Annotated in this window: 19 protein-coding genes; 10 read left to right on the top strand and 9 right to left on the bottom strand. The window is 73.4% G+C overall.

Translation table 11 applies throughout. The annotated features are described in order from the left end of the window. The first annotated feature begins 226 nt into the window (after positions 1 to 226). The 3 genes from ACZ4VL_RS36940 to ACZ4VL_RS36930 all read left to right on the top strand — a co-directional run bounded on the left by ACZ4VL_RS36940 (position 227) and on the right by ACZ4VL_RS36930 (position 2680). Positions 227 to 613 (top strand): hypothetical protein, encoded by a 387-nt coding sequence (locus ACZ4VL_RS36940; RefSeq protein ID WP_468209241.1) that lies wholly within the window; start codon positions 227 to 229, stop codon positions 611 to 613. A 76-nt stretch (positions 614 to 689) separates the two neighbouring features. Then, positions 690 to 1958: a sensor histidine kinase gene (locus ACZ4VL_RS36935; RefSeq protein ID WP_468209238.1), complete on the top strand. Its 1269-nt coding sequence runs from the start codon at positions 690 to 692 to the stop codon at positions 1956 to 1958. Beyond that, on the top strand, positions 1955 to 2680 hold the full coding sequence (locus tag ACZ4VL_RS36930; protein ID WP_468209235.1) for a response regulator: 726 nt from the start codon (positions 1955 to 1957) through the stop codon (positions 2678 to 2680). Before ACZ4VL_RS36935 ends, ACZ4VL_RS36930 begins: the two co-directional genes overlap by 4 nt. 202 nt (positions 2681 to 2882) lie before the next feature. Here the strand turns inward: ACZ4VL_RS36930 and ACZ4VL_RS36925 are convergent, their stop codons facing one another. From ACZ4VL_RS36925 to ACZ4VL_RS36910, 4 genes are all read right to left on the bottom strand, one after another. Further along, positions 2883 to 3353, bottom strand: coding sequence for an ATP-binding protein (locus tag ACZ4VL_RS36925; protein ID WP_468209232.1), 471 nt, complete (start codon positions 3351 to 3353; stop codon positions 2883 to 2885). Between the two features lie 289 nt (positions 3354 to 3642). Beyond that, positions 3643 to 4599: an acyl-CoA dehydrogenase family protein gene (locus tag ACZ4VL_RS36920; RefSeq protein WP_468209230.1), complete on the bottom strand. Its 957-nt coding sequence runs from the start codon at positions 4597 to 4599 to the stop codon at positions 3643 to 3645. Positions 4600 to 4604: 5 nt separating this feature from the next. After that, positions 4605 to 5798 carry an acyl-CoA dehydrogenase gene (locus ACZ4VL_RS36915; RefSeq protein ID WP_468209228.1) on the bottom strand — a complete coding sequence of 398 codons (1194 nt, stop codon included), beginning with the start codon at positions 5796 to 5798 and terminating at the stop codon, positions 4605 to 4607. Between the two features lie 5 nt (positions 5799 to 5803). Continuing rightward, a complete protein-coding gene (locus ACZ4VL_RS36910) occupies positions 5804 to 7027 on the bottom strand; it encodes an amidohydrolase family protein (protein ID WP_468209225.1) in 1224 nt (407 codons plus the stop codon). A gap of 214 nt (positions 7028 to 7241) precedes the next feature. Between ACZ4VL_RS36910 and ACZ4VL_RS36905 the strand changes: the two genes are divergently transcribed. Next, positions 7242 to 8822, top strand: a complete 1581-nt coding sequence (locus ACZ4VL_RS36905; protein WP_468209223.1) for a class I adenylate-forming enzyme family protein — start codon at positions 7242 to 7244, stop codon at positions 8820 to 8822. A 45-nt stretch (positions 8823 to 8867) separates the two neighbouring features. On the opposite strand, the gene ACZ4VL_RS36900 is transcribed toward ACZ4VL_RS36905, so the two are convergent. Next, on the bottom strand, positions 8868 to 9386 hold the full coding sequence (locus ACZ4VL_RS36900) for an EF-hand domain-containing protein (RefSeq protein ID WP_468209220.1): 519 nt from the start codon (positions 9384 to 9386) through the stop codon (positions 8868 to 8870). Between the two features lie 313 nt (positions 9387 to 9699). Between ACZ4VL_RS36900 and ACZ4VL_RS36895 the strand changes: the two genes are divergently transcribed. Then, positions 9700 to 10278 (top strand): sigma factor, encoded by a 579-nt coding sequence (locus ACZ4VL_RS36895; protein ID WP_452941337.1) that lies wholly within the window; start codon positions 9700 to 9702, stop codon positions 10276 to 10278. Continuing rightward, entirely contained in the window at positions 10275 to 11588 is a 1314-nt protein-coding gene (locus ACZ4VL_RS36890) for a zf-HC2 domain-containing protein (RefSeq protein WP_468209217.1), read from the top strand. The genes ACZ4VL_RS36895 and ACZ4VL_RS36890 overlap by 4 nt, the downstream gene beginning before the upstream one ends. 214 nt (positions 11589 to 11802) lie before the next feature. On the opposite strand, the gene purU is transcribed toward ACZ4VL_RS36890, so the two are convergent. Next, a complete protein-coding gene (purU, locus tag ACZ4VL_RS36885; protein WP_468209214.1) occupies positions 11803 to 12678 on the bottom strand; it encodes a formyltetrahydrofolate deformylase in 876 nt (291 codons plus the stop codon). A 14-nt stretch (positions 12679 to 12692) separates the two neighbouring features. Beyond that, a complete protein-coding gene (locus ACZ4VL_RS36880; RefSeq protein WP_468209246.1) occupies positions 12693 to 13139 on the bottom strand; it encodes an SCO4402 family protein in 447 nt (148 codons plus the stop codon). A gap of 196 nt (positions 13140 to 13335) precedes the next feature. On the opposite strand from ACZ4VL_RS36880, the gene ACZ4VL_RS36875 reads away from it, so the two are divergent. Then, positions 13336 to 14619 carry an ABC transporter substrate-binding protein gene (locus ACZ4VL_RS36875; RefSeq protein ID WP_468209211.1) on the top strand — a complete coding sequence of 428 codons (1284 nt, stop codon included), beginning with the start codon at positions 13336 to 13338 and terminating at the stop codon, positions 14617 to 14619. A gap of 140 nt (positions 14620 to 14759) precedes the next feature. On the opposite strand, the gene ACZ4VL_RS36870 is transcribed toward ACZ4VL_RS36875, so the two are convergent. Both ACZ4VL_RS36870 and ACZ4VL_RS36865 read right to left on the bottom strand, forming a co-directional pair. Next, positions 14760 to 16247, bottom strand: a complete 1488-nt coding sequence (locus tag ACZ4VL_RS36870; RefSeq protein ID WP_468209208.1) for a hypothetical protein — start codon at positions 16245 to 16247, stop codon at positions 14760 to 14762. Between the two features lie 130 nt (positions 16248 to 16377). Beyond that, positions 16378 to 17757 carry a transcriptional regulator gene (locus ACZ4VL_RS36865; protein WP_468209206.1) on the bottom strand — a complete coding sequence of 460 codons (1380 nt, stop codon included), beginning with the start codon at positions 17755 to 17757 and terminating at the stop codon, positions 16378 to 16380. Positions 17758 to 17977: 220 nt separating this feature from the next. Here ACZ4VL_RS36865 and ACZ4VL_RS36860 point away from each other — a divergent pair, with 220 nt between their 5' ends. The 3 genes from ACZ4VL_RS36860 (at position 17978) to ACZ4VL_RS36850 (ending at position 21305) form a co-directional block, all read left to right on the top strand. Beyond that, a complete protein-coding gene (locus ACZ4VL_RS36860) occupies positions 17978 to 18661 on the top strand; it encodes a bifunctional DNA primase/polymerase (RefSeq protein WP_468209244.1) in 684 nt (227 codons plus the stop codon). A 125-nt stretch (positions 18662 to 18786) separates the two neighbouring features. Continuing rightward, entirely contained in the window at positions 18787 to 19626 is an 840-nt protein-coding gene (locus ACZ4VL_RS36855; RefSeq protein WP_468209203.1) for an ABC transporter ATP-binding protein, read from the top strand. Then, positions 19623 to 21305 carry a transporter gene (locus ACZ4VL_RS36850; RefSeq protein WP_468209200.1) on the top strand — a complete coding sequence of 561 codons (1683 nt, stop codon included), beginning with the start codon at positions 19623 to 19625 and terminating at the stop codon, positions 21303 to 21305. The genes ACZ4VL_RS36855 and ACZ4VL_RS36850 overlap by 4 nt, the downstream gene beginning before the upstream one ends. Positions 21306 to 21419 lie beyond the last annotated feature (114 nt).

Raw genomic sequence — 21419 nt, 5'->3', positions numbered from 1 at the left:
CCTCCTTCTCCACTGCGAAAGAGGCCAGTCTCACTGGGAAGACGGAAAACGCGGGACACCCCTTTGTCCCAAGCGGGGGCGTCTGCCGTGCGCGGCCCGGGCCGACCCGGAGCCGCGCAACCCTCCTCAGCCCTGCGCCAGTTGGGGAGGGCGCACCGTTGCCCCCTCCCTGCTGCTCGCACCGGCCCGGAGGGGGCGACCCGCCGCACGGGCAGGAGTACCGCGCATGTGCCGCATCCACCACGACCACTCGTCCCGGACGCCGCAGGACTACACGGCGGGGATCCACACCGGGTACTGGTTCGAGGCCGTCTGTTACCGGGACGGCCACGACCGGCGGCCCGAGCTGCTGTACCGGACGATGCTGGAGACGCCCGAAAGGGCGATCCGGCTGGTCCGGATGCAGATCCGGACCACGCACCCCTTCGCCCTGTCCCCCGCAGAGGTCGACCGCGCGCTCGCCTGGGCCGACGGCGGCGGGCGGGTGCAAGCCCTGGCCGCCCTGCACCGCGGCGAGCCCGCCGGCTTCAGCATCGTGCTGCGCGACGGGCGGCGGCCCGCGTGGCGCGTCCTGCCCGTCGCCCACCTCACCCTGACTCCCGCCCACCGCTGACCGGCCGTCACTCCGCCTCCGGGATGCAGCCCGCAGGCCGATGTCCCGGTCGTGGAGCGGTGATTAAGTTCAGGGCATGGAAATCTCACGGGGGAAGGCAGAAGGCGGTGCGCGGCAGGTTGGGGCCGGCGCCGGGCATCGATGGCAGACGGCGGCGCTCTGGGTCGGGGCCGGGCTGGTCACGCTCGTGCTGTCGAACATAGTGCTGCGCGTACCGCTCGGGGTCGGCGACCAGATCTTCGGACCGGGCCCGCTGCTCATCGTGATCGGGCTCGCGGTCGCCGCGCTCCTGGTGCGGCGGGCACCGGGCGTCACCCTTTCGCTGATGCTGGTCACCGCGTGCGCGCTGATATTCGTGACGAACACGCCGCAGATGACGTTCGTCCCGGTGGTGGCCGGCGCGGTCGCGCTCGGACGCGTCGCCTCCTCCCGGCCCCGGCGGGTCGCCCTGACCGCCGTCGCCGTCACGGTGCTGGCCGTGCTGCTCGGGCAGCTCGCCCGGCCCGTCCTCGGCGGGCCCGGCCTCGTGCTCGCACAGAGCCAGCTGCCGATCGTCGTACTGGCCTGGCTGATAGGCGACTCCATGCGGCGCAGCCGCGAGTCCGCCGCGCAGGAGCAGGCCCGCGCCACCGAACAGGCCCTCGCCGAGGAACGGCTGCGCATCGCCCGCGAACTGCACGACCTGGTCGCCCACAGCATCGGCATCATCGCGATCCAGGCGGGCGTCGGCAGCCGCGTCATCGACAAGCAGCCCGCACAAGCCCGCGAGGCGCTGCAAGCCATCGAATCCACCAGCCGGGAGACCCTGGCGAGCCTGCGCCGCACCCTGGTGGCACTGCGCCGCAGCGAACCCGCACCGCTGGCCCCCACACCCGGCCTCGACGGGCTGGAGCAGCTCGCCGCCGCGACCGGGAGCGACACCGGGGTCCAGATCGAGGTGGTCCGGTCCGGAGAGCGGCGGCCCCTGCCGCCGGACATCGAGCTGGCAGCGTTCCGGATCGTGCAGGAGTCCCTGACGAACGTCGTCCGGCACGCCGGGGCGGCCACGTGCCGGGTGGCCGTCGGGTACGGGGACGGGGAGCTGGCCCTGGAGATCACCGACGACGGGCGGGCGACCGCGGTGGCGCACTCCGGCAGCGGATTCGGCATCACCGGCATGCGGGAGCGGACCGCCCTGCTCGGCGGCCGCTTCGAGGCCGGGCCCATACCCGGGGGCGGCTTCCGGGTGGCGGCCGGCCTGCCCGTCGACCCGGCCGGGCCGCCCGAGTCTGCCGAACCGCAGCATGGTGGGGGCGACCGCGAGGACGAGCGCATGGACGAGTACGTGAAGGAAGGGGAGCGATGAGCGGCAGCATCCGCGTTCTGCTGGCCGACGACCAGCCGCTGGTGCGGTCGGGGCTGCGGGTCCTGATGGCCGACACCCCGGACATGGAGGTCGTCGGCGAGGCGGCGAACGGCGCCGAGGCGGTCCGGCTCACCGCCGAGCTCGACCCGGACGTGGTGGTGATGGACATCCGGATGCCGGAGATGGACGGCATCGAAGCCACCCGCCGGATCACCGCCGGCCGCCCCGGCGGGCGCCCCGGCCGCGGCGGGACGGAGGGCGGCTCGTCGGGCGGGGCGTCGGGGGGTGCGTCGGGCGGGGCCCGGGTGCTGATCCTGACCACCTTCGACGAGGACGACCACGTCTACGGGGCGCTGCGCGCCGGCGCGAGCGGCTTCGCCGTCAAGGACATGGCTCTGGACGACATCCTGGCGGCCGTCCGCGTCGTCGCCGCCGGTGACTCTCTGCTCGCACCGGGCGTCACGCGGCGGCTGATAGCGGACTTCGCCGCGGCCCCGGCGCCCGCCCCGGAGCGGGTGCCGGTCGTCACGGAGCGGGAGCAAGAAGTCCTGACGCTCGTCGGACGAGGACTGTCGAACAGTGAGATCGCGGAGAGCCTCTTCATCTCCATCGCCACCGCCAAATCACATGTGGCACGGCTACTGACGAAGCTCGACGCCCGCGACCGGGTCCAACTGGTGATCAAGGCCTATGAGATGGGGCTCGTCAGCCCGCCACGGTGACGGCCGGCCGGCAGTCGGCGGGGGCCGGGCGTGACCGGGTGCGGTACAGCGGGTGGCGGCGTACAGTCGCGCACGCCCCGAGCGCGGCACGGCAGCCGCCACCCCCGCGACCCGCACTCGTCAAGGCCTGCCCTTGGCGTCCCCTCGCGACGAATCGCTCCACACCAGGGTGATCAACAGTTGACGAACCGTCAACACCTCGTTAGAGGTACACGCGCGGTTCCCGGATCGGCCCGAAATTTTCGCGCGGCCCGTCCGTGCAGGTGGAGGCGCGGCCCTTGGCGCCGTCCGCGCGGTCGACCTCGCACCAGATCCGTTTGCCGCCGCCCTCACGCTGCCAGCCCCACCGGTCGGCGAGCCCGTCGACCAGCTCCAGCCCGCGCCCGCCGGTGTCCTCCCCGCAGGCCTGCCGCCGGGACGGGGCACGGTCACTGGCGTCGGCGACCTCCACCCGCACGCCCGGCCCACCGAACAGCATCCGCAGCACCGCCGGGCAGCCGGTGTGCACCACGGCATTGGTGACCAACTCGGAGATCAACAGGATCAGCGTCTCGGCGAGCGGCTCGTCGTCCTTTATCCCGCACCCCGCCAGCCGGGAACGCGCCCACCGGCGGGCCCGGCCGACCTCCGCGGGGTCCGGTCCTACCTCCAGCTGCACCTGAAGCACCTGCACCGCTCACACCATCCGAACCGGCGGACACGTCGCCTTGTGACAGGACGGGATCACCGAACGTGACCCCTCTGCGCAGCAGCATGGTTGACATACAGTCACCGCGACAAGCGCTTCAGGCATATTCCAGCGCGAAGATGAAGGCGTGGTGCATACTGTGCGGCGCTCACGCCGCGCTACCGCTCGCATTCCCGGGAGCGTACCGGAGCAGTCCCCCGCATTCGGGCCGCTTCGGGCCCCGCCAAGGACACAAACCGATATCAACTCTCCGTAATCGGACATGCGTGCCGCGTCAGCCCCCGCCAGTGGCCAGCAAATCGGCCGCCAGCACCTCCTCCGCCTCGCCCGCCGTCCACCACTGCTCGGCCCGCAGCCAAGCCCGCTTCAGGTGCAGGTGGACGTCGGCCTCCCAGGTGAAGCCCATGCCGCCGTGCACCTGGAGGCAGTCGCGCGCGTTGCCGACGGCGGCCTCGTCCGCGAGCAGCTTCGCCCCGGCGATCTCCACCGGGTCCGCCGTGACCGCCGCCGCGTACACCGCCGTCCGGGCGAGATCCGCGCGCACCAGCATCCCCGCGCACAGGTGCTTGACCGCCTGGAACCCCCCGATCGGCTGCCCGAACTGCTCGCGCTCCTTCGCATGGCGCACCGCCAGCTCCATGGTGCGCAGGGCGCTGCCGAGCTGGAGCGCCGCCGTCAGGAGCGCGCCCTCGTCACGGTACGGAGCCGCCTCCGCCCCGTCCGCGGGGGCGGGCACGCGGTGCAGCGGGGTCAGGGGGTCCACCGAGCGGACCGGCTCACCCGTGCCGAGCAGCTCCACCGGGGCCACGCCCGACCCGAGGACGGCGTCCGCCTCCCCCAGATGCGCCACGAGAGCACCGCCCGGCACTTCCGGCCCGCCCCCGCCGCCCAGGTCGAAGGCCGTGACGACCGTGGTGCCCTCCGCCGCGCCCGGGACCGTCCCGGCCGCCAGGTGCGTCGCCACCAGCGGCCCCGGCAGCAGCGCCCGCCCGGCCTCCTCGAAGACGAGCACCGCCTCCGCGAGCCCGAGCCCGACGCCGCCGGCCGCCTCCGGCAGCCGCAGCGCGAAGAACCCGGCCCCGCCCAGCTCCCGCCACAGCCCCCGGTCGAGCGCCACCGCCGCTGCGGCGTCCACGGCGGCCCGCAGCGCCTCGCGCCCGTACCGCCGCGCCAGCAGCTCCCGTACGCCCGCCCGCAGGTCCCGCTGCTCCTGCGTCGGCTGGAAGTCCATGCCCTTCACCGGCCCTTCGGGAGGCCGAGGATCCGCTCGGCGACGATGTTGCGCTGGATCTGCGAGGTGCCCGCGGCGATCGTGTACGACAGGGAGGACAGCCGCTCGCGCACCCACTCCTCCTCCAGTACGAGCGAGCCCGCGCCCAGCACCTCGGCGGCCGTGTCGTACAGCTCCTGCCGCGCGTGCGAGTAGGCCAGCTTGAACACCGATCCGCCCGTCCCCGGGACCCCGCCCGACCTCCCCCGAGTTCTCGACTCCGCTCGAACAGGGGGGACCCCCATGGCCCCGCTCACGTTCCACTGGGTGAGCCGCCACAGCGCGCCGAACTCCGCGTGCAGCCGGCCGATGCGGCGCCGCAGCACCGGGTCGTCCCAGCGGCCGTTCGCCCTCGCCGCGCGGGCGAGCTCGCCCAGGGTGCGCCGGCAGGCCACCACCTCGCCGACGAAGGCCGTGCCCCGCTCGAAGGAGAGGGTGACCATGGTGACCCGCCAGCCGTCGTTCTCCTCCCCGACCCGGTTGGCCACCGGGACCCGCACCTCGTCGAGGAACACCTCGGCGAACTCGGTGCTCCCGGCCAGGGTGCGCAGCGGCCTGACCGTCACGCCGGGCGCGTCCATGGGCATGGCCAGCCAGGAGATGCCCCTGTGCCGCGGCGCGCCGGGGTCGGTGCGGACGAGGAGTTCGCACCAGTCGGCGATCTCCGCGTGCGAGGTCCACACCTTCGAGCCGGTGACGACGTACGCGTCGCCGTCGCGGACCGCGCGCGTCCGCAGGGAGGCCAGGTCGGAGCCGGCGCCGGGCTCGCTGAAGCCCTGGCACCACACCTCGTCGCCGCGCAGCACGGGCGGCAGCCAGCGGGCGCGCTGCTCGGCGGTGCCCTCGGCGGCGATGGTCGGGCCGGCGTGCAGCAGCCCGACGAAGTTCGCGCCGACGTAGGGGGCCCCGGCGCGCTCGGTCTCCTCCAGGAAGATCAGGTGCTGGGTGGGGGTGGCGCCGCGCCCGCCGGCGTCGACGGGCCAGTGCAGGCCCGCGTACCCGGCGTCGTACAGCCTGCGCTGCCAGCCGAGGTCGTGGGCGCGGCGGCCCGGCCAGTCGTCGGGGGACGGCTTCGGCGGCAGCTCGGGCAGCACCTTGGCGAGCCACTCGCGCAGCCGCGCCCGGAACTCCTGCTCCTCCTGCGTGTACGCGAGGTCCACTACCGTTACCGTGCCGTCCCGGCGCCGGTCGCGGCCCGGTCGCGGTCCAGGTCGAGGCCGAGCATGCGGATGGCGTTGCCGCGCATGAGCTTGTAGACCGTCTCCTCGTCGAGGCCCTTGACGTGGTCGAGGGCGACCTCCTTGGTGTGCGGGAAGGTCGAGTCGACGTGCGGGTAGTCGGTCTCGAAGGTGGCGTTGTCGCGTCCGACGACGTCGAGCGAGGCGATGCCGTGCTTGTCCCGGAAGAAGCAGCAGAACATCTGCCGGTAGTAGTACGTGGACGGCGGCTCCGGGATCAGGTCGCGGACCCCGCCCCAGGCGCGGTGCTCCTGCCAGACGTCGTCGGCGCGTTCCAGGGCGTACGGGATCCAGCCCATCTGGCCCTCGCTGTAGGCGAGCTTGAGCTGCGGGAACTTCACCAGGACCCCGCTGAAGAGGAAGTCCATCATCGAGGCCATGGCGTTGTTGAAGCTCAGCGAGGCCTGGACGGCGGGCGGGGCGTCGGGGGAGGCGGCCGGCATCTGGGACGAGGACCCGATGTGCATGTTGACGACGGTGCCGGTCTCCTGGCAGACGGCGAAGAAGGGGTCCCAGTAGCCGGAGTGGATGGAGGGGAGCCCGAGGTAGGTGGGGATCTCGGAGAAGGTGACGGCGCGGACCCCGCGGGCGGCGTTGCGGCGGATCTCTGCGACGGCCAGGTCGATGTCCCACAGGGGGATGATGCACAGCGGGATCAGCCGGCCGCCGCTGTCGCCGCACCACTCCTCGACCATCCAGTCGTTGTACGCGCGCACGCAGGCGAGGGCGACCTCCTTGTCGCGGGCCTCGGCGAAGGTCTGCCCGCAGAAGCGCGGGAAGGTGGGGAAGCAGAGCGAGGCCTCGACGTGGTTGAGGTCCATGTCGGCGAGCCGGGCCTTGGGGTCCCAGCAGCCGCGGCGCATCTCGGCGCGGGTGATGCCCTCCAGGGTCATGTCGTCGCGGTCGAAGCCGACGGCGGCGATGTTCCGCTTGTACGGGAACTTCAGGTCCTCGTAGATCCACCAGTCGGTCGGCGGGCCGTCGGGGTCCATGGAGATCACGTACTTGCCGCCGCGGTACTCCAGCTCGCCGATGCCGGCGGTGAGCGGCCTGGGGCCGCGGTCGCGGTACCTGGCGGGCAGCCAGACGTCGAAGAGGTGGGCGGGTTCGATGACGTGGTCGTCGACGCTGATGATCCGAGGCAGTTCCATGGTGTCCCCTCACCGCGAGCCGGATCGAGCCTGATCCGGTGAGCCGAATCCGTCGGAGCCGATCTGATGGACCCGAGCCGATCTGATGGACCGTCAGAAAATGCGGTCGCTCCACGCTAGCCCCGCCACCCCTGGACCGACAAGCGCCCCGGCCCTACGCTCTGCCCATTATCTGACTACCCGTCAGCAATGACCCGTCGAACGGAGGGCTGCCATGCCGGGAACGACGCGGACGCCGGCCGACACCGCGCACGAACTGGACGACTCCCCCACCCTCTGGGCACTCGTCGCCCGGCGGGCGGAGCTGACCCCCGACGCCCCCGTCCTCATCCAGGCGGCCCCGGACCCCGCCGACGACCGGACGATCACCTTCGGCGAGCTGCGCGACCGCGCCGAGCGCGTGGCCGCGGGCCTGTACGGGATGGGGGTGCGCCCGGGCACGGTCGTCGCCTGGCAACTGCCCACCCGGATCGAGACGGTCCTGCTCTCGCTCGCCCTGGCCCGGCTCGGGGCCGTCCAGTCCCCCGTGATCCCCTTCTACCGGGACCGCGAGGTGGGGTTCGCGCTGCGCGAGTCCAAGGCCGAGTTCTTCGCCGTCCCCGGCCTCTGGCGGGGCTTCGACCACACCGCGATGGCCGGGCGGCTCGGCGCCCGCGGCGTCTTCACGGCGTACGAGGCCGCCGACCTCCCGGACGGGGACCCGGCCGGACTCCCCGCACCGCCCGCCGACGGAACCTCCGTGCGCTGGATCTACTGGACCTCCGGCACCACCTCGGACCCCAAGGGCGTCCTGCACACCGACCGCTCGCTGATCGCGGGCGGCTCCTGCCTCGCCCACGCCCTGCGGCTCGGCCCGCAGGACGTGGGCTCGATGGCGTTCCCCTTCGCCCACATCGCCGGCCCCGACTACACGGTGATGCTGCTGCTGTACGGGTTCCCCGCGGTGCTCTTCGAGAAGTTCGCGATGCCGGACGCGCTGGACGGCTACCGGCGCCACGGGGTCACGGTCGCGGGCGGCTCGACCGCCTTCTACTCGATGTTCCTCGCCGAGCAGCGCAAGAACCCGTCCCAACCCCTCATCCCGACCCTCCGCCTGCTCGCCGGCGGCGGCGCCCCGAAGCCGCCCGAGCTGTACCACGCGGTGGTCCGGGAACTGGGCTGCCAGCTCACCCACGGCTACGGCATGACCGAGGTCCCGATGATCACCATGGGCGCCCCGGACGACACCGCGGACCACCTCGCCACCACCGAGGGCCGCCCCCCGGCCCGCATGTCCATCCGCATCACGGCCCCCGACGGCACCCCGCTGCCCGCCGGCGCGGACGGCGAGGTCCGACTGCGCGGCGAGGCGGTCTGCCACGGCTACCTCGACCAGTCCGGACCGGCGGACGACGGCCCCTTCGACGCGGACGGCTACCTGATCACCGGCGACCTCGGCCGCCTGACCCCCGACGGCTACCTCGTCCTCACCGGCCGCAGCAAGGACGTCATCATCCGCAAGGGCGAGAACATCTCGGCGAAGGAGATCGAGGACCTGCTCCACCTGCTCCCGGAGGTCGGCGACGTCGCCGTCATAGGCCTGCCGGACCCCGACCGCGGCGAACGCGTCTGCGCCGTCGTGGAACAGCCGCCGGGCGCCGCCCCCCTGACCCTGCACCGACTGACGGACCACCTCCGCGCCCAGGGCCTGGCCCCGCACAAGCTCCCGGAACAACTGGAACTCCTCGACGCCCTCCCCCGCAACGAGGCCCTCCGCAAGGTCCTCAAATACCGACTCCGCGAACGCTTCGCGTAGGCCGCGCGGGGCCGGGGGCCGGGCGGGCGGGGCCCGCGGGGTGGGTCAGGCGTCCGGGGCTTCCACGCCGCAGTACGACGCGAAGGCGGTGAGGAGGCCGTCCTCCGAGAGGCGGCCGTCGCCGTCCGTGTCCAGGGCCGCCGCCACAGGGCCGGCCAGCTCCGCCGGGGTGCCCAGGACGCGCAGGACGCGGGCCGCCTCGGCCGGGGTCACGCCGCCGCCGTCCACGTCGGCCACCGCGATCACCGCGTGCAGGAACGGCCGCGCGATCTCCGCGAACCGCTGCGGGCTGTCCCGCAGCCGCTTCGCCGCCCCGGTGATGAACTCCTGCCGGGTCACCCGCTGGTCGCCGTCGACGTCCGCGATGCCCGCCATCCCCTGCCAGAACGCCTCCGCGCCCGCGAACACGGCCTGGCCCTTCTCCGAGCGCGGGGCCGTGCCGAATTCGGCCAGCACCGCCTTGGCGGCCGCGCTGAAGTCCTGGCGGTCGATATATCCGTTGCCGTCCTGGTCGAAGGTGGCGAACCGGGCGGCGATCTTGCGCTCGTACTCTGCGCTGTCCATATCGGGGGTTCCGCCTTCACGTGTGCGGTGGGGTGCAGTTCAAGACAAGCGGGAGCGTAAGCCCTTTGCGGCCCGCACGTTAAGCGAAGGCGTCAAGGAGGCGGCCGCATCGAACCCGCGCACGGGAAGCGCGACGGGGCGCGCACATCCGTGCCCATGTGCCGGCCCCATGTGCCGCGCCGCGCCCCTGCGTTCACACCCCGTCACAGCGCGTCCGCGGCGGGCCACTCTTCCAGGCGAGGTTGCCGCAAAACAGGCGAGCACCGGCCCGTGCCCATTACATTCGATGCGTCGACACACGGCTGGGGGCACGATGCCGAAGGACGCACCACCGCGCTGGGACCGCCGCATGCAGCAGCGGCTCGCCCGCGGCGAGGCCGCCGCGCTCGGCGAACTGTACGACCGCTTCGCCTCGCTCGTGCACAGCCTGGCCCACCGGGTGCTCGGCGACGAGAGGGCCGCCGACCGGATCACCCGCGAAGTGTTCGGCTACATCTGGGAGAACCCGGACGCCTACGACCCCAAGCAGGGCTCCCTGCGCTCCTGGGTGGCCCGGGTCACCCAGTGCCAGGCCGTCGCCCGGCTGCGCCAGACCGAGGTCGGCCGCGGTTCGCGCGAGGAGATCGAGCAGAAGGTCCGCAGCGCCAGCGCCGCCGCCCGCGCCGACTACATCGTCACCTCGATGCCCGCGCCGCTGCGCGCCGCTCTGGAACTCGCCTACTTCAAGCGGCGCGACTACCGGCAGGCCGCCGCCGACCTGCAGATCAGCGAGGACGAGGCGCGGCGCCGGCTGCGCCTGGGACTGCAGCTGCTGTCCACCGCCAACGTCCTCACGCCGGGGGACGCCACCCCGCCCGGCTTCGGCCCGCCCGGATATGGAACGCCCCGATGAACGGTCCCGACGACGGACGCGACGGACCCGACGGACCCGACGGCCACGACGGATCCGACGGCCACGAGGAGCGGCAGATCGGCCGGCCGCCACGGATACCGGGTCCGCGCGGTCCCGCCGACGACCTCGACCCGCGGTACGCGCCCCGGCCGCTGCCGGAGCCACCGCAGCCGCCGACGCCCGTACGGCCCGAGCGGGCCCCCGAGCCCCGCTCGCACGCCGTGCTGAAGTCGCTGCTCGGCGCGTGGGCGCTGGCCGCCTGCTCCGGCGAGGAGATCCAGGCGGTGGAGGCGCACCTCACCGAGTGCGCGCCGTGCGCGGAGGAGGCGCTGCGGCTGCGCGACGCGGTGGGGCTGCTGCACCCGGCGGAGAGCCTGGACCTCAAGCCGCTGCTGCGCTCGCGGGTGCTGGAGGACTGCCTGGGCAAACGGCCGGCCCGGATCCCGCTCCCGGCGTGGGCGAGCCCGTACGACACGGAGACCGCGCGGCTGGACGCGCTGCTGCGGGACTTCGGGGACTCCGAGTGGGAGACCCCGGTCCGGCTGAAGTGGTTCGAGGAGGAGCACCGGCAGACCCGCCGCACCACGGTCGCCGGGGTGATCGGCCACCTGCTCACGGTGGACGGGATGATCGCGGGCGCCCTGGGCCTGGACGACCCGCTGGGCCCGGCCGCGGCGCAGGAGCGGGGCCCGGCGGCCCGTACGGAGCTCTACTGGAACTCCGTCGAGCAGCCGATCACCCGCCAGGTCCGCGAGCCGTGGCGGGAGCAGGGCCACACGCTGGTGCGGACGGTGTCGTTCGCGGGCCGGGGCGTGGCCGAGCTGTCCGTGGACTACGGGCACTTCGCGCTGCCGCTCGGGGACGCGTTCCTGGAGCGGGCCTTCGAGTGCTGGGTGCACGCCTGGGACATCGCGGAGGCGGTGGACTACCCGTACGACCCGCCGTCGGGACCGCACCTGCACCGGATGATCGACCTGGCGGCCCGGCTGCTGCCGAGCGCGCTGGCGCACCGCCGCCGGGCCGGGCTGGCGGCTCCGGCGCGCGGACTGGTCGCGGCCGGGGCGCCCGGCCGGACCCTGCACCTGGAGATCGAGGGCTCGGGCGGCGGGAGCTGGGACATCGCCCTGGACTCGCCGGCCGCGAAGCCGTCGGCGGAGCACACGGTGGCGCGGATCGCGCTGGACGGGGCCGAGTTCTGCCAGCTGGCCGCCGGGCACATCTCGCCGGAGGAGGCGGCCGTCGGGCAGCACGGTGACCGGGAGGCGATCCGCGACGTGCTGTTCGCGGCCGCCTCCCTCAGCCACCTCTAGGGCTGTCGCCGGAAAGGTTTGTCGCGAGGCGGTGAACCTTCCCGGTCACAGCACCAGCCTTTGGCCCCCGCGGTCCCGTCCGGCCCCGGCCGGGCGGGGGCCGGAGCCCTCGGACCCGGGGGCCGGTGCCCGGTGCGGCCCCGCGGGCCGTGTGCCGGGGCGCTGCCGCGGACCCTGCGCCTCGAACGCCGGCGAGGCTGGATCGCCCTGGGGGTCAGGCGAAGACGACCGTGCGGGTGCCGTTCAGCAGGACGCGGTGCTCGCTGTGCCACTTCACGGCCCGCGCCAGCGCCTGGCACTCCACGTCCCGGCCGATCGCGACGAGCTGGTCCGGGGTGACCTCGTGGCCGACCCGCTCGACCTCCTGCTCGATGATCGGGCCCTCGTCGAGGTCGGCCGTCACGTAGTGCGCGGTGGCACCGATCAGCTTCACACCGCGGGCGTGCGCCTGGTGGTACGGCTTGGCGCCCTTGAAGCTCGGCAGGAAGGAGTGGTGGATGTTGATGATGCGGCCGCTGAGCTCCTTGCACAGGGTGTCCGACAGCACCTGCATGTAGCGCGCCAGGACGACGAGCTCCACGTTCTCGTCGCGGACCAGCTCCAGCAGCTGCGTCTCCGCGTCGGCCTTGGTGTCCTTCGTCACCGGGATGTGGTGGAAGGGGATGTCGTACGAGCGGACCAGCTCTTCGAAGTCGGTGTGGTTGGAGACGACGGCGGCGATCTCCACCGGCAGGGCCCCGATCCGGGTGCGGAACAGCAGGTCGTTCAGGCAGTGCCCGAACTTCGACACCATCAGCACGACCCGCATGCGCTCGTCGGAGCGGTGGATCTCCCAGTCCATCCGGAACGAGTCGCCGATCGCGGCGAAGCTGGCCCGCAGCTTCTCCACGGAGACGGGGGGCTCGGCCGAGAAGTGCACCCGCATGAAGAAGAGGCCGGTGTCGCGGTCGCCGAACTGCCGGCTGTCCTCGATGTTGCATCCGGTCATGAACAGGTAACTGGACACGGCGTGCACGATGCCCTGCTTGTCGGGGCAGGACAGGGTCAGTACGTACTGCTGGGGTGCCTGGGGCTGCGGGTCGTCGCTCATGGCACCACAGCCTTTCACACCGGGCGGGTGAGCATCCTCAGCAGTTCCAGCGAACGCGGCGCGGCATCCGGGTCCTCGCCGTCCGCCTGTGCCAGCCGTACGTGCGCCTCGCGCGCGGCGCGCACCGCCTCGGGCCAGCCGTGGTGTTCCAGATAGGCGGACACGGGGGCGTCGGGGCCGACCTGGTGGAGGATGCGCAGCACGCGGAGGACAGCGACGTCGACGAGGGTGGCCTCCTGCACGTCGCGGAAGATCGTGCCGACGTACTTCTCAGCGGACCAGCTGTCCAGCCAGGTGTCCTCGACCAGCCGGTAGACGGCGTCGGTGACGTCCCCGTATCCCTCGGCGCCCGCGAGCCAGACCTCTTCCTGGAAGGCGGTATCGGAGAGCATGTGCAGCGCCGAGCGCACGTTGCTGCGCCAGCGCCACCACGGCATGTCGTTCAGGGGCATGCCGCCCATGGTGGAGGAGCGGCCGCCGCGTCGGGAAGAGTTCTTCGAAGCTTGGGCGAATGTCACGCTTTCGATCGTACGTTCCGGTCTGGAGCGATCTTCAGGCACCTGTGGAGGACCACGCCCCCGTCATTCACCTGGACGTCACCCGCTGTTACGTCGATCTCACTGCCGAGTTCCCCGTGGGGCGGAAGGGTGCTGGGACATGACCGATCGGAGACGCACAACTCCCCGCTTCCGCACCGCCACTGCCGCCGCGACGGGGGCCTGCCTCCTCGCCGGCTGCGGCGTGCTCCCCGGAAGCTCGCGCGGCCCCACGGACACCATCACGGTCATGACCTTCGCCCCGCAGGACACCAGCGCCACCAACATGCCGGGAATGACCGGTATGGCCAAGGCGTACGAGGACTGGGTCAACGCGTCGGGCGGGATCAACGGCCGCAAGCTGCGCGTGCTCACCTGCAACGAGAAGAACACCCCGTCGGGCGCCGCCGACTGCGCCCGCAAGGCCATCGCCGAGAAGGCCGTCGCCGTCGTCGGCTCCTACAGCCAGCACGGACGTGCCTTCATGGCCCCGCTGGAGGTCAAGGGCATCCCCTTCATCGGCGGGTACGGGGTCTCCGCGGAGGAGTTCCAGAGCAACCTCTCCTTCCCCGTCAACGGCGGCCAGCCCGTGCTCCTCGCCGGCGCCGGACGCCAGCTGGGCCGCGCCTGCAGCCATGTGGCGCTGGTCCGGCCCGACACCCTCGCCGGCGACTCCATGCCGATCCTGCTCAACGCCGGCCTGCGGTCCGACGGCACCGGCAAGGTGGGCGAGGCCGCCGACATCCGCGCCGCCGAGGACTCCGCCGACTACACGCCGCAGGCCCGCGAAGCCCTGACGAACTCCTCCGGCGGCAAGGACCGCGGCTGCGTGACGGCCGTGCTGGGCCAGCGCACCGAGACGTTCTTCGACGCCTTCCGCCGGGCCGACGACAAGCGCCGGAACCCGCAGATCGCCTCCGTGCTGGGCAGTGTCAGCCAGGCCCTCATCGACCGCACCGGCGGACGGGAGAGCCCCTTCGAGGGCGCGCTCGTCACCAGTTGGTACCCGGTGTCGAGCGACCCGGTCTGGAAGCCGATGCGGAAGGTGATATCCGAGCACGCCTTCGGCAACGACGCCGTGGACCCGGACGACAGCGGTACGCAGACCACCTGGATCGCGTACACCGTGCTCAGCGAGGCCATCAAGCGCCTGAAGTCCGGCGAGGACGTCACCCCGCACAAGGTGACGCGCGCCCTGAACCAGTCGGACCCCGTCAAGACCGGCGGCCTGACCCCCGACCTGAACTGGCGCTACGAGAACATGCGCGCCCTGGCCGGCTTCCCGCGCATCGTCAACGGGCAGGTCACCTTCCAGGTCGTCCGGTCCGGGCGGCTCGTCGCCCAGCAGGGCGAGCAGCCGATGGACATGACGCAGACGCTGGAGCAGGCCCCGAGCACCACGTGACGTGGGCCCTGGCCCGCAGGCCCCGGCCTGCGGGCCAGGGCCAGGGCCTGGGCCAGGGCCTGGGCCAGGGCCAGGGCCAGGGCCAGGGCCAGGGCCAGGGCCAGGGCCAGGGCCAGGGCCTGGGGCCGCGGGCGCCGGGACTACAGCTGCGACTTGTCCCGTTTGGTGAGGTTGTACTTGGTCGCGATCGAGTTCCACAGGGGCGCGGCCGTCTCCTTCGCCCGGGTCGCCTCCCCGCTCGACTTGTTGCCGTCGCTCGCGTCGTCGGTGTTCCGGGCCCGGCCGTCCTTGCAGCCCTTCTTGTCGCCCTTCTCCCCGGCGAGGTCGTCCGCCCAGGCCGCGTAGCTGTTGTCGGCGTCCGCCGAGGCCTTCCAGGCCTTGTTGAGCGCCGCGGACAGCCTCGCGTTGTTCGGGAGCTGGTCGATCTTCACGTCCTGGAGCCGGGTGACCAGCTCCTCGCGCTGGCGGGCCGCGTCGCGCAGGTCGCTCGCCGCCGTGTCCAGGTTGCGGCAGCTCTTGATGTCGTCGACGGCCTTGATCACGCTGGACCGGCTGTCGTTGCTGTCCGCGAGGAGCTTGTCCAGCTGGATGGCCTGGGACCGGGCCGGGTCCACCGGCGCCTCGGCGGCCGCCGCGGCCGAGCTGCCCGCGGACGGGGTGGGGGCGTCCGCCGCCGCGGCCGGGTCGTTGTTCTGCTTCTTGCCGTCGCTGAGCAGCGCGCCGACCCCGAGCCCGACCACCGCCAGGCCGACCACCACGGCCCCGATGACCGCCGGCGGCACGCGCCGGGCCGGCTCGGGCGGGGGCGGCGGGGCGAACTGCTGCTGCCCCGGCCCGCCCGGCGGGAACGACTGCTGCGGGTGCCGCCCGGGCGGTACGGGGTGCTGCCCGCGCGGCGGGTACGGGCGCGGCGGCGGCTGCCGCAGCACCGGCTCCTGGATCGGCGGGAGCTGCTGGGTGTGCCCGTCGCTGCCGACGACACCCCCGTCGCCGTCGCGGAACAGCCCGTCGAAGCCGTCGGTCACCGGCGGGATGTACTGGGTGGCCGCCTCGTCGAACGAGGGGGCCGGTGCCGCCGGGCCCGCCGGCACCGGCGGGATGAACTGCGTCGCCGCCTCGTCGTGCGCGGGCGCGGCGGGTCCCGCCGGCACCGGCGGGATGTACTGCGTCGCCGCCTCGTGGTGCCCGGGGGCCGCGGGCCCGGCCGGGACGGGCGGGATGAACTGCGTCGCCGCCTCGTCGTACGCGGTGCCCGCCTGCGGGCCCGGGACGCCCGGGGCACCCGGGACCGGTGGGGTGTACGCCGCGCCGGGCGGGGTGTACGCCGCGCCGGGCGGGGTGTACGCCGCGCCGGGCGGGGCGGACTCCGGGCCGGCCGGGACCGGCGGGATGTACTGGGTCGCGGCCTCCGGCAGCGGCGGGTAGCCGTAGCCGTGCGGCTGGCCGGGGCCCTCCCAGCCGGGCCCGAGCACGTGCCCGGACTGCGCCGCTCCGGGCTCCGCCTGCCCGGGCCGGGGCGGCAGCTGGTCGGGGGCCGCCGGCGGCTGCGCGTACGCCGGATCGGGGCCCCACGGCGCTCCGGGCTGCGGGGCCGCCTGCGGGGCGTTCCCCTGTCCGTTCTCCGTCACCGGGACTCCTTCGCCGACTACTCCGAACACACCGAACCTACGGAACGCCGACTCACGCTACCCGGACCCCGCCCTCCCCGTCAGGCCCACGTTCCCGGATGATTCACATCACACCCGGGCATATCTTCCGTCAGGCGACCGCCTCCAGCCGCGCCGAGAACTCGCGTACCGCCGCCTCCTCCCGGTACGGCTGGAGCCGCGCCCGGAAGTCGTCCAGGTACTCCGCACCCCGGCTGGAGCGGATCCCCGACAGCAGCTCCGCCGCCCGCGCCGCGGTCTGGCAGGCCTGCTCCACCTCCCGCTGCTGCACCTGGGCCGCCGCCAGCAGCAGCATCCCGATCGCCCGGCGCCGCTCCTTCCCGGCGGGCAGTCCGGCCAGCGCCTCGCGGGCCTGCCGGGCCGCCTGCTCCGCCTGCCCCAGGTCCCGGTGGCAGTGAGCAAGCTCATCCGCGAGGTACGCCTGGTCGAAATGCCGGATCCACACCGGATCGTCCCCAGATTCCGGTTCCGCCCGCTCCAGTGCCGTGACCGCCCGCGAGGACAGCACCGCCGCTGCCCGGGCATCGCCCAGCAGCGCGTGCCCGCGCGCCTCGGCCGCGTAGAACATGGCCTCCACCCGCGGGGTCACCTGCCCGCGCGTGCCCTCCTGGGCGGCCCGCGCCAGCTGGGCGATCTCCCGCGGATTGCCGAGCTCCGCGGCGAGGTGGCTCATGGACGCCGCCAACACGTACCCGCCGTACGCCCGGTCCCCGGCCGCCTGCGCCAGCCGCAGCGCCTGGATGTAGTAGCGCTGTGCCAGGCCCGGCTGCCCGGTGTCCACCGCCATGTACCCGGCGAGCTCCGTCAGCCGGGCCACCGCCGCGAACAGGGCGCGCCCGACCGGCTCCCGGTACGAACCCCCGATCAGGCCGGACACCACGGAGTTGAGGTAGTGCACGACGACGGGCCGGACGTGCCCGCTGCCGAAGCGGTGGTCGAGCTCCTTGAGGGCCTCGGTGGTGGCCCGTACCGCCTCCACGTCCGACATGCCGACGCGCGAGCCGCCGTTGCGGGCCACCTGCGCGTCGGCCCCGGTGATCAGCCAGTCCCGGCTGGGCTCGACCAGCGCGGACGCGGCCACGCTCGACCCGGACAGGAAGTCGCGCCGTCCGACGTCGCTCCGCCACAACTCGCTGACCTGCTCGATGGCGCCGCCGACGGTCGGGGAGAACTGCAGGCCGATCCCGGAGGCGAGGTTCTTGCCGTTGGCCATGCCGATCTCGTCGATGGTGACGGTCCGGCCGAGCTTGCGGCCGAGCGCCTCGGCGATGATTCCCGGGGCCCTGCCCCGCGGTTGCTGGCCGCGTAGCCAACGGGCCACGGACGTCTTGTCGTAGCGGAGATCGAGGCCGTGCTCGGCCCCGCACATGTTGACGCGCCGGGCGAGCCCGGCGTTCGAGCACCCGGCTTCCTGAATCAGTGCCTGCAGCCGTTCGTTCGGCTGGCGGGCGAGGAGAGGCCTGGCTGCCATGAAAACCCCCAGAGGCCGCGGGTGATCGTTGGAATGATCACTTCCCGCCTGATGTGCGGAGAATCATCCGCTCTGCGTCGTGTCGCTACCCAACTCCGGCGCCCCGGCCTCCCACGCGCCCCCATCCGTGCACCAGTGCGCCCCGTATGCAGGATCGATGCAGCGCCCACCGGCCGGTTTACCCCCGTAACCCCGCCTGACCGCGGGAGTTGTGATGGTCGTGGAAGAGACCATCGGAGTCACGGAGACCGCACCCATCCCCAAGCAGCGCTCCGAGCTGCTGCTGGACCATGCCGTGCGGTACACGGAAGAACGGCACTGGGACGTCTTCGCCGGCACCTGGCTGGAGCACGCGGACGGGCGGGAGCTGTGCTCCTGCGGGGCCGCGGACTGCCCCGCTCCGGGCGGGCACCCCGCGGTGCAGGAGTGGGCGACGCTCGCCACGGGCAGCGCGGTGCGGGTCCGACAGCTGTGGGGGAAGCGGCCCGAGGCCTCGATCCTGCTGCCGACGGGCCGCACGTTCGACGCGCTCGACGTTCCGGACTCCGCGGGGTTCCTGGCGCTCGCCCGACTGGAGCGCATGGAGCGCACCCTCGGACCGGTCACCCTGACGCCCGACCACCGGATGCTGTTCTTCGTGCTGCCCGGCGCCTCTGCCAAGGTGCCGGAGATGGTCCGCCGGTACGGCTGGTCGCCGTCCGCGATCGATCTCCGGGTGCGGGGCGAGGGCGAGTACGTGGCCGCCCCGCCGACCCGGTTCGGCGGCCGGGGATCGGTCCAGTGGGCCCGCCGTCCCACCCCCGCGAACCGCTGGCTGCCGGACGCCGAGGAGCTGATCGACGCCCTCGCGTACGCGTGCGGGCGCGAGGCCGCGGCGGACCGGGCCGCCCGCCGCACCCCCTGACGAACACGGCCCGGACCAGGTGCGTTTCGCGGCCCGAAGTCATGACATACGTAACTGCCCCGCCTCTCGGGGCCGCCCTATGGTGAAACGGTAGGACCACGGGGACGAGAACGAGAGGCAGACGCATGCCGAACCAGGGTGATGCGACGGGCGGGACGTCCGGGACGGGTGGCGCACCGGCGCCGGCCGCCGGGCGGGCGGCGGTACGGGTGGAAGGCCTGTGGAAGCGCTTCGGCGACCAGGTCGCGGTCGCGGGGATCGACCTGGAACTGCCGGCGGGGAAGTTCATCGGCCTGGTCGGCCCGAACGGCGCGGGCAAGACGACGACGCTGTCGATGGTGACCGGGCTGCTGCGCCCGGACATGGGGCGGGTCGTCGTGGCCGGCCACGACGTGTGGACGGACCCGGTCGAGGTGAAGTCCCGGATCGGCGTGCTGCCCGAGGGCCTGCGCATGTTCGAGCGGCTGTCGGGCCGTGAACTGCTCGGCTACATGGGCCGGCTGCGCGGCCTGCCGGGCGAGGAGACCGACAAGCGGGCGACGCAGCTGCTGGAGGTCCTCGACCTCGCGGGCTCGCAGCACAAGCTGGTCGTCGACTACTCGACGGGCATGCGCAAGAAGATCGGGCTGGCTGCCGCGCTGCTGCACAACCCGGAAGTGCTCTTCCTGGACGAGCCGTTCGAGGGCGTGGACCCGGTGTCGGCCCAGACCATCCGCGGGGTGCTGGAGCGGTACACCTCCTCGGGCGCCACGGTCGTCTTCTCCTCCCACGTGATGGAGCTGGTCGAGTCGCTGTGCGACTGGGTCGCCGTCATGGCCGGCGGCCGGATCCGCGCCGCAGGCACGCTGGCCGCCGTACGGGGCGACGCGCCCTCGCTGCAGGCCGCGTTCCTGGAGCTGGTCGGCGCCGGCGGGCGCTCCGCGGGCGACTCGCTGGACTGGCTGGGCGGGCAGGCCGCCCGATGAGCAGCACCGCATCCGCCTCCGCCTCCGCTTCCGGGCCCCTGCCGGGGCCGGCGCCCGCCTCCGCGGCGGCCGGGCCGGCCGCCGCGGTGGACCCCACCGCCGTGTTCGTCCGGCTGAAGCTCTCGCTGATACGCAACGGCCTCAAGGGGTCCTCGAAGCGCAAGGCCGCCTACTTCACCTCGCTGGCGTTCGCGCTGGTGGTGGCCTTCTTCCTGACGTTCGGCCTGGCCATGCTGCACGGGCACGCGCACGCCGGCACCGTCGTCGTCCTGCTGGCCGCGATCCTCGCGCTCGGTTGGACGTTCATGCCGCTGTTCTTCCCCACCGGGGACGAGACGCTCGACCCGAGCCGGCTGGTCATGCTGCCGCTGCGGCCGCGCCCGCTGGTCCGGGCCCTGCTGGCCTCCTCTCTCATCGGCATCGGGCCGCTGTTCACGCTGTGCGTGGCGGTCGGCTCGGTGGTGGCCGTCGCACGGGGGTCGGCGGGCATCGTGGCCGGTGTGGTGGCCGCACCGCTGTTGCTGCTCGGTTGTGTCGCCCTGGCCCGCACCGTCGCCACGGCCAACGTCGGGCTGCTGAGCAGCCGCAAGGGCCGCGACCTCGCCGTGCTCAGCGGCCTGGTGATCGCGGTGGGGGCACAGCTCGCCAACTTCGCGAGCCAGCGCCTGATGGAGGCCGGGGGCCTGGCCCAGCTGGAGCCGGCCGCCGCGGTGGTGCAGTGGCTGCCGCCCGCCACGGCCGTCGGCATGGTGGACTCGGCGAGCAGGGGCGCGTACGGGACGGCGGCCGCCCAGCTGGCGCTGACCGTCCTCGCGGTGGTGCTGCTGATGTGGCTGTGGGAGCGCAGCCTGACCCGGCTCATGGTCACCCCGGACGGCTCGACGATCGCCGCGGCCGGGGCCAAGGAGAAGCGGCAGTCGGCGGGCGCCGGCATCTGGTCGTGGCTGCCGGCGGGGCGCACGGGCGCGACCCTCCAGCGCACCCTGCGCTACGCGGTGCGGGACCCGAAGACCAAGATGTCGTGGGTGTCGGCCCTGGCCGTCGGCCTGATCATCCCGGTGTTCAACGCCCTGCAGGGCACCGGCTCGGTGTACCTGGCCTGCTTCGGCGCGGGCATGCTGGGCGTGCAGATGTACAACCAGTTCGGGCAGGACACCTCGGCGTTCTGGATGGTCGCGCAGACCATCGGGGGCACCCGGGACGCCTACGTGGAGCTGCGGGCCCGCGCCTACGCCCTGGCCCTGGTCACCGTGCCGTACACGGTCCTGGTCACGGCGGTCACGGCCGCCCTGGTCGGCGACTGGCAGGGCTTCCCGGCCGGTCTGGGCATGGCGCTGGCCCTGCTGGGGTCGATGCTGTGCACGGGCGCGCTGGCCTCGGCCCGCTTCCCGTACTCCATCCCGACGGACGGCGCCTTCAAGAACGTCGCCCCGGGGCAGGGCGGTCTGGCGTGGTCGGGCATCTTCGCCGGCCTGCTGGCGTCGGCGGTGATCTGCTCGCCGGTGATCGCGCTGACGGTCTGGTTCAAGGCGGCGGACGGGATGGAGTCACTGTCCTGGACCGTGCTCCCGCTGGGCGTGGTCTGGGGCGCGGCGGCGGCCTGGGCGGGTGTCCGGCTGGCGGCTCCGGTCGTGGCCCGGAAGCTGCCGGAGATCCTGCAGGCGGTCAGCAAGGGCTGAGTGCCGGCTGTACGGGGAGGGGGGGGGGGGGGGGGGGGGGGGGGGGGCCCCCCCCCCCCTCCCCCCCCCCCCCCCAAAGGGGGACGGGGAAGGAGCAGGGCGGGGGAGAGAAAG

The sequence above is a fragment of the Streptomyces sp. NPDC029014 genome (assembly GCF_055564695.1).
Note: the sequence above shows the minus strand (reverse complement) of the source record. Positions and strands in the feature narration are given on the sequence as shown.

What these genes read in the sequence shown, in the direction of transcription:
- ACZ4VL_RS36940 (WP_468209241.1), top strand. Translation starts at nt 227, where the DNA reads ATGTGCCGCATCCACCACGACCACTCGTCCCGGACGCCGCAGGACTAC.
- ACZ4VL_RS36935 (WP_468209238.1), top strand. Translation starts at nt 690, where the DNA reads ATGGAAATCTCACGGGGGAAGGCAGAAGGCGGTGCGCGGCAGGTTGGG.
- ACZ4VL_RS36930 (WP_468209235.1), top strand. Translation starts at nt 1,955, where the DNA reads ATGAGCGGCAGCATCCGCGTTCTGCTGGCCGACGACCAGCCGCTGGTG.
- ACZ4VL_RS36920 (WP_468209230.1), bottom strand. Translation starts at nt 4,599, where the DNA reads ATGGACTTCCAGCCGACGCAGGAGCAGCGGGACCTGCGGGCGGGCGTA.
- ACZ4VL_RS36910 (WP_468209225.1), bottom strand. Translation starts at nt 7,027, where the DNA reads ATGGAACTGCCTCGGATCATCAGCGTCGACGACCACGTCATCGAACCC.
- ACZ4VL_RS36905 (WP_468209223.1), top strand. Translation starts at nt 7,242, where the DNA reads ATGCCGGGAACGACGCGGACGCCGGCCGACACCGCGCACGAACTGGAC.
- ACZ4VL_RS36900 (WP_468209220.1), bottom strand. Translation starts at nt 9,386, where the DNA reads ATGGACAGCGCAGAGTACGAGCGCAAGATCGCCGCCCGGTTCGCCACC.
- ACZ4VL_RS36895 (WP_452941337.1), top strand. Translation starts at nt 9,700, where the DNA reads ATGCCGAAGGACGCACCACCGCGCTGGGACCGCCGCATGCAGCAGCGG.
- ACZ4VL_RS36890 (WP_468209217.1), top strand. Translation starts at nt 10,275, where the DNA reads ATGAACGGTCCCGACGACGGACGCGACGGACCCGACGGACCCGACGGC.
- purU (WP_468209214.1), bottom strand. Translation starts at nt 12,678, where the DNA reads ATGAGCGACGACCCGCAGCCCCAGGCACCCCAGCAGTACGTACTGACC.
- ACZ4VL_RS36880 (WP_468209246.1), bottom strand. Translation starts at nt 13,139, where the DNA reads ATGGGCGGCATGCCCCTGAACGACATGCCGTGGTGGCGCTGGCGCAGC.
- ACZ4VL_RS36875 (WP_468209211.1), top strand. Translation starts at nt 13,336, where the DNA reads ATGACCGATCGGAGACGCACAACTCCCCGCTTCCGCACCGCCACTGCC.
- ACZ4VL_RS36865 (WP_468209206.1), bottom strand. Translation starts at nt 17,757, where the DNA reads ATGGCAGCCAGGCCTCTCCTCGCCCGCCAGCCGAACGAACGGCTGCAG.
- ACZ4VL_RS36855 (WP_468209203.1), top strand. Translation starts at nt 18,787, where the DNA reads ATGCCGAACCAGGGTGATGCGACGGGCGGGACGTCCGGGACGGGTGGC.
- ACZ4VL_RS36850 (WP_468209200.1), top strand. Translation starts at nt 19,623, where the DNA reads ATGAGCAGCACCGCATCCGCCTCCGCCTCCGCTTCCGGGCCCCTGCCG.